General features: G+C 63.2%; 10 protein-coding genes. 7 read left to right on the top strand and 3 right to left on the bottom strand.

The window, feature by feature from the left end:
- Positions 1 to 19: 19 nt before the first annotated feature.
- The 7 genes from EDC39_RS09300 (at position 20) to EDC39_RS09270 (ending at position 11,198) form a co-directional block, all read left to right on the top strand.
- Positions 20 to 1,687 carry an MraY family glycosyltransferase gene (locus tag EDC39_RS09300; protein WP_148896105.1) on the top strand — a complete coding sequence of 556 codons (1,668 nt, stop codon included), beginning with the start codon at positions 20 to 22 and terminating at the stop codon, positions 1,685 to 1,687.
- 397 nt (positions 1,688 to 2,084) lie between these two features.
- The gene (locus tag EDC39_RS09295; RefSeq protein ID WP_148896104.1) at positions 2,085 to 2,591 is read left to right on the top strand and encodes a hypothetical protein; all 507 of its coding nucleotides are present in this window, start codon (positions 2,085 to 2,087) and stop codon (positions 2,589 to 2,591) included.
- A gap of 452 nt (positions 2,592 to 3,043) precedes the next feature.
- Positions 3,044 to 4,363: an outer membrane beta-barrel protein gene (locus EDC39_RS09290; RefSeq protein ID WP_148896103.1), complete on the top strand. Its 1,320-nt coding sequence runs from the start codon at positions 3,044 to 3,046 to the stop codon at positions 4,361 to 4,363.
- Between the two features lie 416 nt (positions 4,364 to 4,779).
- On the top strand, positions 4,780 to 5,577 hold the full coding sequence (locus EDC39_RS09285; RefSeq protein ID WP_148896102.1) for an SLBB domain-containing protein: 798 nt from the start codon (positions 4,780 to 4,782) through the stop codon (positions 5,575 to 5,577).
- Between the two features lie 169 nt (positions 5,578 to 5,746).
- Positions 5,747 to 7,912 (top strand): GumC family protein, encoded by a 2,166-nt coding sequence (locus EDC39_RS09280; protein WP_148896101.1) that lies wholly within the window; start codon positions 5,747 to 5,749, stop codon positions 7,910 to 7,912.
- A gap of 102 nt (positions 7,913 to 8,014) precedes the next feature.
- Positions 8,015 to 8,710, top strand: a complete 696-nt coding sequence (locus tag EDC39_RS09275; RefSeq protein WP_148896100.1) for a tyrosine-protein phosphatase — start codon at positions 8,015 to 8,017, stop codon at positions 8,708 to 8,710.
- Between the two features lie 151 nt (positions 8,711 to 8,861).
- Entirely contained in the window at positions 8,862 to 11,198 is a 2,337-nt protein-coding gene (locus EDC39_RS09270) for an O-antigen ligase family protein (RefSeq protein WP_148896099.1), read from the top strand.
- 162 nt (positions 11,199 to 11,360) lie between these two features.
- Here the strand turns inward: EDC39_RS09270 and EDC39_RS09265 are convergent, their stop codons facing one another.
- From EDC39_RS09265 to EDC39_RS09255, 3 genes are all read right to left on the bottom strand, one after another.
- The gene (locus EDC39_RS09265; protein WP_187426730.1) at positions 11,361 to 11,882 is read right to left on the bottom strand and encodes a hypothetical protein; all 522 of its coding nucleotides are present in this window, start codon (positions 11,880 to 11,882) and stop codon (positions 11,361 to 11,363) included.
- 154 nt (positions 11,883 to 12,036) lie between these two features.
- Complete coding sequence (locus EDC39_RS09260) at positions 12,037 to 12,618, bottom strand: methyl-accepting chemotaxis protein (RefSeq protein ID WP_148896097.1); 582 nt, start codon at positions 12,616 to 12,618, stop codon at positions 12,037 to 12,039.
- A complete protein-coding gene (locus tag EDC39_RS09255; protein WP_148896096.1) occupies positions 12,615 to 13,358 on the bottom strand; it encodes a peptidylprolyl isomerase in 744 nt (247 codons plus the stop codon). The genes EDC39_RS09260 and EDC39_RS09255 overlap by 4 nt, the downstream gene beginning before the upstream one ends.
- Between the last annotated feature and the right edge of the window lie 171 nt (positions 13,359 to 13,529).

Raw genomic sequence — 13,529 nt, 5'->3', positions numbered from 1 at the left:
TTGAGGGGGGGGGATAGGCATGCGGCCGCAACTGATGTTGAGCTTCTACATTTTTCTGACGGCGCTTTTCGCAGCCCTGCTTGCCGTGCCGGCGTTGCGCAGGTGGGCGCTGGGAACGGGAAGTCTCGATCTGCCGGACGAGGAGCGGAAGGTGCACAGCCAGGCCACGCCGCGGCTGGGCGGTGTCGCCATCTTTCTCGCCTTTCTCTTTGCCATGCTGATGTTCAAGGAGTTCAATCTGCAGGTACGGGCCCTGATGGCCGGCGGCCTGATCATCTTCGTCACCGGCCTGGCCGACGACCTGGTCGGCCTGTCCCCCGGCCGCAAGTTCGCCGGGCAGATTCTCGCCTGCCTGGTCACCATGACGGTCGGTGATCTCTACCTGAGCAATCTCGGCGACCTGTTCGGTTTCGGCGAGATCGTGCTGCCGCTGTGGCTGGCGATTCCGTTCACGGTGTTCGCCGTGGTCGGCATGATCAATGCCGTCAACCTGATCGACGGCCTGGACGGTCTGGCGGGGGGCGTGACGGTGATCGCCCTGGCGACCTTTTTCGTGCTTGATCTGCACGCCGGCAGCGGCGAATGCATGATCCTGTGCGCCGCGCTGCTCGGCGGCGTGCTCGGTTTTCTCAAGTACAACGTCTATCCGGCCCGCATCTTCATGGGAGACGTGGGCAGCCTGCTGGTCGGTTTTCTGCTCGGTTTTCTCGCCATCCAGCTGACGCAGAATCCGGGACAGAGTATCAGCCCCATGGTGCCGGTACTGGTGCTGGGGGTGCCGATCATCGACACGGTCTGGGTGATGACCCAGCGGATGTTGTGTGGCGGCAGCCCTTTTGTCGCCGACCGGACGCATCTGCACCACAAGTTTCTCGACTTGGGAGTGCAGCATCGCTTTACCGTGCTGATCATCTACGGGCTCTCCCTGTTCGGGGCGGTCTGTGCGCTGCAGCTGCACGAGCAGCCGGAGTATCTGCTGCTGGCAGGTTATCTCGCCGTTTCGGGCCTTTTCTATCTGGCGTTGAGGTTCGTGCTGCGCCATCGGGATCGGTTTCCGCTGCTGCAGCGCGATTCCCAGGCGGGCCTGAAGCAGACCGCCGCCTATCGCCGGATGCAGGACCTGGCCGATCTGGCGGTCAACGGTCTCAAGGCGCTGGTCGGGTTGCTGTTGCTGCTGGCGGTGCTGGCTGGCGGCCGGGCGTCGACCCAGGAGGCCATTTTCGCCCTGGCGGTTGTCGGTTCCGGGGCGGTGCTGGTCTGGCTGACCCGTGATCCGGGAAACCATTTCTTTCACGGGTTTCTCTACCTGGCCGGGCTGGTGCTGATCGTCCTGCTGGAACAGGCCGGCGGACACAGGATCGTCGGCGAGCTGGATGTCGCCCGGGCCGGCCTGATCCTTTACGGGTTGATGGCGCCGCTGGTGGTCGTGAAGATCATCTTCAAGCGCCCGCAGGAAATCTACCTGTCGACGCCGTTCGATTTTCTGATCCTGGCCATGAGTCTGTCGCTGGTGATCGTTTCGCCCGAGGTGACCCTGGCCTACAATCTGCCCTGGATCGTCGGCAAGGCGGTGCTGCTCTTTCTGGCCCTGAAGATTGTCGCCATCAGCGCCCGCAGCTATGCCAACCAGGTTTGCGGCGCCATGCTGGCGGCGCTGGTGATTGTCGTCGTCCGCGGGCTGGGGTAAGCTCGCGAAGCACGAAGCGGTTAAGGACCAAGGACAATCGGCGTGCATCGGCGCAATCGGCGGTTTGAAAGGTTTTGGTTTTAGCCGCAGATGGACGCAGATGAACGCGGATAAAATCATAGAACCTAAAAATCATGAAGATTTTGGGTTTTCAATCGGCGTGCATCGGCGCAATCGGCGGTTTGAAATGCTTTGGTTTTAGCCGCAGATGGACGCAGATGAACGCGGATAAAATCATAGAACCTGAAAATCATGAAGATTTTGGGTTTTCAATCGGCGTGCATCGGCGCAATCGGCGGCTGAAATGCTTTTAGTTTTTAACCGCGGATGACGCGGATAACATCTGGAAGAGTTCGGTCTTACATTCAAACCAATGTTCACCTGGGGAGACAGAGCGATGAAACGAATCCTGACCATGATCCTGCTGCTGGGCCTGGTCGTGCCGGCCTTTGCCGCCGACACGGGAGAGAAAGCCGCGACCAACGGAACCGACTGCGCCAGCGACGTGCGGCCGGTGGTGAAGACGGTGTTCGAGGCTGGGGAAAAGGCCGGCAAGCCGCTGGAGACGATGGTGGCCGAGGCGATCAAGATCGGTCCCAATCTCTGCGGCGTGCTGGTGGTGGCCCGTGAGCTGGGTTATGCCGAGGAGGCGGTGTTGGCCGCCTTGCAGAAGGCGCGGGTCGACAACAATGTCATCGCCCGCGTCGCCATGGACGCCGGCTGCGATCCGCAGGTGGTGGCCAGGGTCGTGGGGCAGGAGGAGCTTGCCGGTCTCGGTTACACCTCCGGTCCCGCCGGTACCGTCGGTACCGGCGGGACCGGAGGCGCGCCGGTGGCCACGCCGGCGACCATCGGCGGTGGCGGTCGCGGCGTCTCGACGGTGAGCCCGTCGGCGGTGCAATAAAAGAAAATTTTTGGTTTTTGGCCGCAGATGAACGCGGATGAAATCGTAGGGTCTGAAAAATCATAAAAGTTTTGGTTTTCAATCGGCGTGTATCGGCGCAATCGGCGGTTAGAAAAATCTTTGGTTTAGCCGCAGATGGACGCAGATGGCCGCAGATGAACGCGGATGAAATCGTAGGGTCTGAAAAATCATAAAAGTTTTGGTTTTCAATCTGCGTGCATCGGCGCAATCGGCGGTTTGAAAGGTTTTGGTTTTTACCGCGGGTGGACGCAGATGAACGCAGCAGATAGGGTAAAGGCAGGAATTCTGTTTTAGATTTAAATCAGCGTGTATCAGCGTCCTGTACGGTTTTGGGGGGTGGAAAAAATCAAAGGCGTTTATGGGGCAGATGGGCGTTTTTCAACGGCCTGCTAGTGTCTCAGGCGCCGTGTGCTTAGGGTGGAGGTTTGTCGATGAAACGTTTTTTGGCCCTTGCCGGGCTCGTTCTGTGTCTGTTGCCCGTGGCCGGACCGGCCGCGGATGAGACGGTCGCGCCGCCGGGCGGGTATCTTGCCGGCCCGCGTTTCGAGGCGCAGAGCGCCGGTGACGTCTTCGGCGGCCGCACCGGCTATGTGCACCCCTATCTTTCGGTCGGCCAGATCTACACCGACAATTTCTTCAATACGCCGGACAATGAAGAGGACGAGTGGGTGACGGTGGTCACTCCCGGCATCTGGGGCGCCTTTCCGGCGATGAAGCAGGCGCCGGAAAAGACCACCACCCTGAACACCACGCCCGGCGGCATGCCGCTGACCCGTTTCCGGCAGGATACCGGCCGGCGCTTCCAGCTGTATGGCGGGTACAGTGCCGATTTCTACCGCAACGAAAACTTCAGCGACCAGGAAGAGACCATCCAGCGCGGCGAGGCGATGCTCGATGTCAACCTGCGCGGCGGGCTGGGGATGAACCTGCTGGCGGTCTACGATGATACCCACGATCCCTACAGCACCGGTGTCAACCAGTTGCCGCAGACCGACGACTATACCGCCCTGACCCTGAACGACCTGGTGACCTGGGAAATCGGTCCCCGCACCGATCTGCGGCTGGAAGTCGGCTATTACGCCCTCGATTACGACGACGCCCGCAACGCCTTTCGCGATCGCGACGACCTGAAGGGTGGTCTGGCGCTGGGCTACCGGCTGACGCCGAAAACAAGGCTGTTCGTCCAGTACGAGTATATCGACATCCGCTATGACCGGGAGATCCAGGACGACAGCGAGGAGCATCATTACTTCGCCGGCCTGAGCTGGCAGCTGACGGCGAAATCGCGCGGCATGGTCAAGGCGGGCTACGGGCAGAAGAAGTTCGACCACCGCAGTTCCGACGACAAGGACGAGTTCATCGGCGAGCTTCAGCTGAGCCACCAGCTGACCCCGAAATCGTCGCTGAACCTGGCGGTGACCCGGCAGACCAACGAATCGGACATCTCAGGTACCGACGACCGGCTGTCGGATTTCGTCTCTCTCGGCTACCTGTGGAAGATGACCGCCAAGACCAGTCTGAAGCTGGACCTGTCGTGGCTGCGCGACGAGTACAATGACCAGATCACCATCGGCGGCCAGACCGGTTTTCGCGATGACGACTACCTGCGGTGCGGCCTGGGCGTCGGCTGGAACGTGCGTAAATGGCTCAACGTCAGCTTCGGGTATGCCTTCGAGCAGCGCGACTCGAATTTCGACACCTTCGATTACGACAACAATGCCGCCTATCTGAACCTGACGGCGGTGATGTAGAATCAGTGTGAATCCGCGTAATCTGCGGCAGAAAAATCTCTGGTGTCAGCCGCTGATGGACGCAGATGAAATCATAGAACCTGAAAAATCATAAAGGTTTTGGTTTTCAATCGGCGTGCATCGGCGTGATCGGCGGTTAGAAAAATCTTTGGTTTAGCCGCGGATGGACGCGGATGGACGCGGATGAAATCGTAGAACCTGAAAAATCATAAAGGTTTTGGTTTTCAATCGGCGTGCATCGGCGTCATCGGCGGTTTGAAAGGTTTTGGTTTTTAGTCGCGGATGGACGTGGACAATAAATTAATTGGCACGACAGTGAATGGGCAGGGAACAACGGCAAAAGATTCCTGCTGCCTGTCACCCGTCACTTGTCATGAACTTGAATTGACAGCTTTCTGCAATAGGATGAACCGGGAATGATGAAAAAAGTGGTTGTTCTGGCCCTGGCGGCGGTTCTGTGCCTGGACCTGGCCGTCGTCGCGGCGGCCGAAAAGGATTACAGGGTCGGCGACGGGGATGTTCTCGAGGTCACGGTCTACGATCATCCCGATCTTGCTACCACGGTGCGCGTCGGCGGCGACGGCAGCATCATCTTTCCTCTGATCGGCCAGCTCGACATCGGTGGCCTGACGGTGAACCAGGTCGCCGCGAAACTGGCGGCGGCCCTGGGTGACGGCTACATCATCAATCCGCAGGTTTCGGTCTTCGTCAAGGAATTCCGCAGCAGCAAAGTGGTGATCGTCGGGCAGGTGGAGCGTCCCGGCCTCTACGAGCTGACCGGCTCCACCACGCTGCTCGAACTGATCTCCAAGGCCGGCGGCCTGGCCCGGGACGCCGGTGATACCGCCACCGTTCATCGCCGGCTCGAAGGCGGCAACGAGAAGGTGATCCAGGTCGACCTGGAGCGCCTGTTCGAAACCGGCGACAGCCGTCTCGATATCCCTCTGCAGAACGGTGACAATGTCTTCATTCTCAAGGCCGGCATGATCTATGTCACCGGCGAGGTGCGCAGTCCCGACTCGTACAGGGTCGAGCCGGGGATGACCGTGCTCAAGGCGATCACCGAGGCCGGCGGCTTCACCAACCTCGCCGCCCGCGGCCGGGTCAAGCTGATCCGCAAGACCGACGGCAAGGAGAAGATTTTCGACCGGGTGCCGATGAACATGGTCGTGAAGCCGGAGGATGTGGTCGTTGTGCCGGAGAGTTTTTTCTAGCCCTGGTTTGTTAGCCGCGGATGGACGCAGATGAACGCGGATAATTCGCAAGAGCTGCAATAGAGGTTTTGTTTTTTGTCGGCGCGCATCCGCGTGATGGGCGGCTGGCATCCGAATCTGACCCCCTGATTCCGCGTCCGGCACCTGGTGCCCGGCGCCCGAAGTGTCTATGAATTCAGAAGAAATCCACCTTCGCGACTATCTGCGCGTCATCAGCAAGCGCCGCAACCTGGTGCTGACCGTGTTCGGCCTGATCTTCGTGGCCGTGGCCCTGTACACCTTCGCCAGGACGCCTCTCTACGAGGGGACGACGCAGGTGCTGATCGAAAAGGCCCGCCCCAGCGGCCTGGGTTCGGAGGGCTCGTACCGGCTCTACGACCCGGAGTTCTACGAGACCCAGTTCCAGCTGATCAAGAGCCGGGCGGTGGCCCTGCGGGTGGTCCGGGCGCTGGAGCTGACCGCCGCCGACCTTGAGGCCGACCGCGAGCGGGGACTGCTCGCTTCGCTCGGCGACTGGGTCCGCGACCTGAAGCGGACGGTGAAGAGGGTGATTCTGGGCGAGATGGAGGAGCCGGAGGCGGTCGATGCCGAGGGAGAGGAGATCGCCCTCGCTGACGAGATCAGCGAGAACCTGACCGTCCGGCCGTTCAAGAACAGCCGCATCGTCACCATCAGCTACCGTTCGCCCAACCCGGAGTTCGCCGCCCGGGTGGCCAACACCACGGCCAGGGCCTACATCGAGCAGACCCTGAACATGAAGCTCGATTCGACCCGCCTGACGCTCGACTGGATGACCCGCAAGGCGGAGGAGGAGCGCAAGAAGCTGGACAAGGCGGAGAAGGCGCTGCAGGCCTACATGGTGGCCAACGACATCGTCACCCTCGAGGACCGGCTGGCGGTGACGCCGCAGAAGCTGAACCAGATCAGCAGCCAGCTGGTGATCGCCGAGGCCAAACGCAAGGAACAGGAGGCGATCTACAACCAGGTGCGGCGGCTGGTCGACAGTCCGGAAGAGGCCGAAACTCTGCCTGCCGTCGCCTCCGATCCGGCGATGCAGACCCTGCGCACCGAAATCCTCAAGGCGGAGCAGCATGTGCGGGAGCTGTCGGCCAAGTACGGTCCAAAGCATCCGGTGATGAAGAAGGTGGTGGGGGACCTGGAGGTGCTGCGCCGCAAGCGCGACCAGGAGGTGCAGCGCATCGTCCGTTCGCTGGAGAACCAGTACGAGCTGGCGGTGTCGACCGAGGAGGGGCTGCGCGCCCAGCTGGAGAAGACCAAGGCCGAGGCGCTCAACCTGAACCAGAAGTTCATCCAGTACGGGGTGCTGAAGCGGGAGGTGGAGACCAACCGCCAGCTCTACGACGCCCTGATGATGAAGATCAAGGAGCAGAGCATCACCCGGGAGACCCAGCCGGTCAACCTGTGGATCGTGCAGAAGGCGTCGGTGCCCGAGGGCCCGGTTTTGCCCAACAAGCCGAAGAATCTGCTGCTCGGTCTGATCGTCGGGCTGATGGCCGGCATCGGCCTGGCCTTTTTCGTCGAGTATCTCGACAACACCGTCAAGTATCCGGACGAGACGGAAAAGGCCCTCGGCCTGTCGGTGCTCGGCCTGGTGTCGCTGTGGAAGGAGAAGGACAAGGTGCTGGAGCGGGTGCTGCTCGATCAGCCGCGATCGGGTTGCGCCGAGAACTACCGCGCCCTGCGCACGGCGGTGATGCTCTCTTCCCCGGAGGGAGCGCCGGGCCGGATCCTGATCACCAGTCCGGGAGCCGCCGCCGGCAAGACCACCACCGCCGCCAACCTGGCGGTGACCATGGCGCAGACGGAAAAGAAGGTACTGCTTATCGACGGCGACATGCGCAAACCGCGACTGCACCGGGTGTTCGGTCTGTCCAACCGCTACGGCCTGTCGAACTACCTGGCCGGCGGCAGCGGCGAGGATCTGCTGCAGAAGGGGCCGGTCGACAACCTGGCGATCATCACTTCCGGGCCGGTGCCGCCCAACCCGGCGGAACTGCTCTCCTCAGCGCGGATGAGCAAGCTGCTCGACGGGCTGGAGAAGAACTTCGACGTCATCATCTGTGACACGCCGCCCCTGCTCACGGTGGCCGACCCCCGCATTCTCAGTCGCCTGTTCAAAGGCACCGTGCTGGTGGTGCGCGCCCGGCAGACCACCTTCGAGATGGCCGGCAAGGCGATCAAGTCGCTGGCCGACATCAACGCGCCGGTGCTCGGTCTGGTGATCAACGCCCTGGAGCTGAAGAAGAGCGACTACTATTACCAGTATTATTATCAGTCGTACTATGGCGAGGAGCCCGAAGCCCAGGAAGGCTGAGTTTTGGTTTCTCGCCGAAAAGCGGGCGTCGGGCCCCCCTGCGTTCAGCGCCTAACCCCCAGCGGCCAGTGCCCGGCTCCTGATACCTGATACCCGACGCCCATGATCGATCTGCACTGCCACATCCTCCCCGGCGTCGACGACGGTCCGGCCGACCTTGAGGGAGCCTTGGCGATGGCGCGCCGGGCGGCGGCGGACGGCATCCGCGTGCTGGCGGCGACGCCGCACGTGCCGCTTTGCGGCCTGGGCATGGAGGAGATCGCGGCGCGGGTGGCGGAGCTGCAGGCGGTGTTCGACCGGGAAGGAATCGGGCTGCGGCTGATCGCCGGGGCCGACGTCGCCACGTCTCTCGGTGTCGGTGGACTTTGCGCTTACCGCCTCGGACCTGGTCCGGCGCTGCTGGTCGAGTTCCCCCATACCCACCTGCCGGCGGAGGCCCCGGAGCTGATATTCGAGCTGTCCCGGCGGGGGAGGATTCCCGTTGTCACCCACCCGGAGCGCAACCCGGGGGTGGCCCGCGATCCGGAGCGGATCGTGCCGCTGATCGAAGCCGGAGGCCTGGTGCAGGTCACCGCCGAAAGCCTGACCGGCGGTTTCGGTCCGGTGGCCCGTTCCTGCGCCCGCCACCTGCTGCGGCGGGGATGGGTGCACCTGCTGGCCAGTGACGGTCACAGTGCCGACTGGCGACCGCCGTGCCTGAGCGTCGGGCTGAAGGCGGCGGTGAAACTGGTCGGTCGGGACGAGGCGCGGAAACTGGTGGTGGATCATCCGCAGAAAGTGCTGGACGGGAACTGGTAGAAGTACAAAATGCGGATTGGTCTTGGCCGCGGATGGACGCAGATGAACGCGGATAAAAGCTGGATGTTTTTGGTTTTTTGAAATCAGTGTCATCGATGGCTGAACACCCATACGGCGAGTTGTGTGCCCCGCGTCCTTTGAGCGTATTTTCATGCTCCATGTCCTGCTGACCATCCTGATTCTCGCTCCGCTGGCCTACGGCACCACCGGCCCCTGGGCGCGTCTTGCCATTCAGGGCGCGGTTTTCGCGCTGCTCGCCGTCTGGTTCTGGCAGGCCCAGCGAGGGCGGGCGCATCGTTACCGGCTGCCCGGCGGCCGGCCGCTGGCCGCGCTGCTTCTGCTGCCGCTGCTGCAGCTCGTCCCCCTGCCGCCGGTGCTGCTGCGCCTGCTGTCGCCGGTCGCCGCCGCCCGTTACGCCGAAGGGGTCTGGCAGCTGCGGCCCGACGCCTGGATGCCCCTGTCCGTTCATCCGCGGGCGACCCTGCTCGAGGCCGTTCAGCTCTTCTCCGCCGCCGCAATCTTCTTTCTGCTGGTTCAGCTGGTCGACAACCGTGCCGCGCTGGCGAAGGTGCTGCGCGTCCTGGTCGGTTTTGCCGGCATCTACGCCCTGCTGGCGATTCTCTGTGATCTTTTCCCCAACGGCCGGATTCTCTGGTTGCTGGCTCCCTGGCCGGCGGAGGCGGGGCAGCCTTTCGGAACCTATGTCAACGGCAACCATTTCGCCGGCCTGATGGCGATGGTTTTTCCCCTGGGCCTGTGCTGGTTTTTCGTCAGCAAGCCGGTGGTGGTGCACGGCAACTGGCGGGAACGGCTGGTCGATTTTTTCAACGATCCGCAATCGAGCCCGCATCTGATCTACGGCGCCCTGGCGCTGGCGAGCGGCCTGTCCGTCTTTCTTTCCATGTCGCGCGGCGGCATCCTCAGCTGTCTGGGAAGCCTGATCGTGCTCGGGCTGCTGCTGGCCTTTGCCGGCGGCGACCTGCGCCGCGGCCTGGTGCTGACCGCCTTTTTCGGCCTGCTGCTGACGGCGGTGGGCGGTTTCGGCTGGGATCCGATCTTTGCCGATTTCCAGCGGCTGCGCGGTACCGATGGGCTGATTCACGAGCAGCGTCCCGCGTACTGGCGGGACAGCCTGCGGCTCTGGCGCGATCATCCCCTGTTCGGTACCGGCTTCGGCACCTTCGCCGACGCCTACCGCGGCTACCAGAGCGTGGATACCGGCGGCAAACTGGTCGATCATGCCCACAACGACTATGTTGAGTTGCTGACCGACGCCGGTCTGGTCGGCGCCGGTCTGGTCGGCTGGCTGTCGGTGGGCCTGCTGGCGACCAGCTGGCGGGCCTGGCGACGGCGCAGGTCGCGTCTGCCGCAGCTGCTCTTTCCCGGCGTGCTGGCGGGGCTGGCCGCCATCGCCCTGCATGGCCTGACCGACTTCAATCTGCACATCGGGGCGAATCTGCTCTGGTTCGCCGCTCTCTGGGGACTGCTGGTCGCCGTGTCGCATGGACGCTCCCGTGCCGGTAGCCGCTCCACCGAGCTGGATGCCGGCCGGCGACCGTCCGTCGCCGCCTTTCTGGCGGTGACGCTCGGGGGGGGCTTTTTCTGTCTGGTTCAGGGGGGCGTCTGTCTGGGGCTGCTCGCTTTCGCGCCGGCCGAGGGGGGGGATCTGCGTCAGCTGCGCGACGATGAACGGCTCGAGCGTCTGCTCACGGCCAGCGAGGAAGCGGCGCGTCTCGATCCGCTGCAGGCCGATTATCGCTATGCCGTTGGCAACCTGCGGCTGGCCCTCGGCCGTTCCGCCGAAGCCCTCACCGCCTATGGCCGGGCGATCCGCCGCAATCCCCTGAACGGCGAGATGCTGCAGCAGGCCGGTCTGCTGCTGGCCGGCCTGGGGGATGGCGGCCGGGCGGAAAGGCTCATGCGCCTGGCGGTCGAGGTCGACCGGCGGCGGCCGGAGCGCGGGATGGTCTACGGCGGCTGGCTGTTGCGTCAGGGACGACGGGAGGCGGGACAGGAAGTGTTGCGCCGTACGCTGCGTCTGGCGCCGGAAAAGACCGGTGATGTTCTGACTCTGCTCATTCTTGCCGGTTTTTCCGACCGGGAGCTGGCGCCGGTGTTGCCCGAGTCGTCCCGGTGCTGGCTGGCCTACGCCCGTTACCTGCTGGGCCGCAAGCTGCCGCAGCAGGCCGAGGCGGCTTTCCGGCGCGCCTTTACGCTGGCCCTGGCGGAACCGGCTGGCGGCCGGAGCGTCTGGTTGGCAGCGCGCTTTTTCGGTGACCGGCGCCGCTACGAAGAGGCCCTGCATCTGCTCGACGAGGGCACGCGGACCTTCCCCCGCGATGTCGCCCTGCACCGGCTGCGGGGGCAGTACGCCGAACGGATCGGGTTGCGCGAACTGGCCCGCAGGTCGTACCGGCAGGTGCTGCTGCTCCGTCCCGGCGACCGGGCCGCCCGCAGACGGCTCAGGACTCTTGCGGCGGAGGAGTGATGGGAAAAGATGGGTGATTTCTCCGCCGTGGATGCATGCAGAAAACCAAAACCTTTCAAACCGCGGATGCACGCAGATACGCGCAGATGAAAACAAAACCCTTGGTTTTTCCAGGTTTTAAAAGCCCCATCCGCGGTTGACACCAGTCGGCTTTCCCGGTTCTCAAATCTGGCTTTCCACATACTGCGCCAGCAGCTCGTGAATCTTGGTCGGCGGGGCGCGGTGAAAGTAGTGGTGAATCACCGCGTGGGCCAGTTCGTGGGCGAAGACGTTGCGGTCGACGTCGGCGGTGGAGATGTAGATGGTGTCGGTCTTGGGGGAAAAGAAGGCGATGAAGTCGCGTTTCATGCCGTACTGCTGCTGGTAGACGCGGTCGACGTCTTCGGCGCTGTCGAGCAGCACCACCCGGTAGCGAAAGTTGTCCGGCCGCATGTCGAGGATCGTCTGTACCAGGGAGGCGAATCGGTCGAGTTTGTTGCTGACATCCCTGTCGATCTGCCCGCTTCCCGATCCGAAAGAGAAGAAACCGCCGGACAGGCGCACCCTGCTGTTGAACTGGCGCAGCTGCTCGGGCCGGTCGTAGACCAGGCTGGCCTGCCGGGAACGGATTTCCGCGCCGGCGGCCGGTATCGCCGCGAGCACTCCGGACAGGAGCGCCACGGAAAGGATGTGGGCAGGGTGCATGGCTATCAGGATCGGAAGCGGTATCCTCGCAGCAGTTCGAGAATGACTTGGTTCTCCTCTCTTGCCCGCCGCAGCAGTTCGCCGCCGGCCGGTATCAACGCGAGCACTTTGGACAGGAGCGTCACGGAAAGGATGTGGGCAGGGTGCATGGCTATCAGGATCGGAAGCGGTATCCTCGCAGCAGTTCGAGAATGACTTGGTTCTCCTCTCTTGCCCGCCGCAGCAGTTCGCCGTCGGCCGGGCCGCCCTCCTGCATCTCCTCCAGAAGCTGTTCAAGGGTTTCGCTGCGGCGCAGAATGTCCCGCAGATCGTTGCTGATGACGTCGTTGACGATGTTGAGCTTGGCGGCGGTCTGTTTGGCCTCGTCCTTGGCCCGCAGCACCACGTTCCAGCTGAAATCGCGGTTGCTCATCGCCTCGAAGGTCTTTTCGAAGCGGAAGAGGGGACCGGCGATGCGATGGGTGACGAACATGGAAAACACGGCGATGAAGACGCCGGCGGTGACCAGGAAGAACCAGTGGGCCTCGACCATCTCCCGCAGCAGGATCATGGGCGTGGCGCCGATCCGCAGCTGTTCGCCATCGTAGGCGATGGTCAGGTTGTCCTGCGAGAGGTAGCTGAAGGCCAGGGCGAAAAACATGACCCCGGCGAAGCTGAGGATGAAATAGCGGAAGATGAAACGGCCCTGCAGTTCTTTGTTGATGAAGAAATTGCGGCGGCGGTATTTCCGGCTCATCCTTCCCTCCTTCCATCGCCGGTGCTCAGGCTGATCTCGATGTCGGCCTTGCGTCGCAGCTGTTCGACCCAGCTGTCGAGCCGCGCCTGTCGCGCCGCCTCTTCGAGCTGGCGGCGGATGCTCTCGTCGTCGAGCCCGGACGGGGGACGGGCGGCGGACCGGATGCTTTCGACCATGAGGTGGCAGAGGCCTTCATTGGTGGGGAAGGGGGTGCTGCTCTCCCCGGGGCGCAGGTCGAGCAGCTGCAGCTGCCAGTTGGGCGGCAGGTCGAGAAAGTCTTCCTCGACGACCTGTTCGTTGCCGCCAGCGGGCGTTGCCGGTTCGATGATCCGGGTCAGCCGGTAGCGGTATTGCGCACAGTCGCGAAAGCGTTCGATCTGCCGCCGGTCGACGCTGACGGCGATCTCCTTGCGCTTTCTTTCGAGCAGCTGGTGGATCAGCGCCTGCTCGTAGTGATCCTCCATCGCCACCCGGAAGGCGTCCTCGCGGTCGATGCCGCGCCGGCGGGCTTCCTGGATCAGCAGCTCGCGGGTCACCAGGTTGTCGACGAAGCTCGCCTCGTCCTTGAAGGCGTAGGGCGCGTAGCGGCGTCGCAGGTCGAATTCGGCGCGGGTGATGATGCGGCCGTTGACCTTGACCACCGCTTCGCTCCGCGGCCGGGGGGCGAGCATCCGGTCGGTCAGCCAGACGCCCAGGGTGGCGAGGATCAGAATCAGTGCCGTGTAGTAGATGTAGCGCATCGGTCCCTCCTGTCTTTCATCGGTGCAAGTGGCCGGAAGATTTAGCGCAAAGAGGTGGGTGCCAGGGTAGAGGCGTGCACTTGGTGTCGGGCGTCAGGTGTTGGGAGAAAGGCGGGGGTCGGGCGTCAGGTACTGGGAGAAAGGCGGGGGTCGGGCGTCAGGTACTGGGAG

It is taken from the genome of Geothermobacter ehrlichii (assembly GCF_008124615.1).
Lineage (GTDB): Bacteria > Desulfobacterota > Desulfuromonadia > Desulfuromonadales > Geothermobacteraceae > Geothermobacter > Geothermobacter ehrlichii.
Note: the sequence above shows the minus strand (reverse complement) of the source record. Positions and strands in the feature narration are given on the sequence as shown.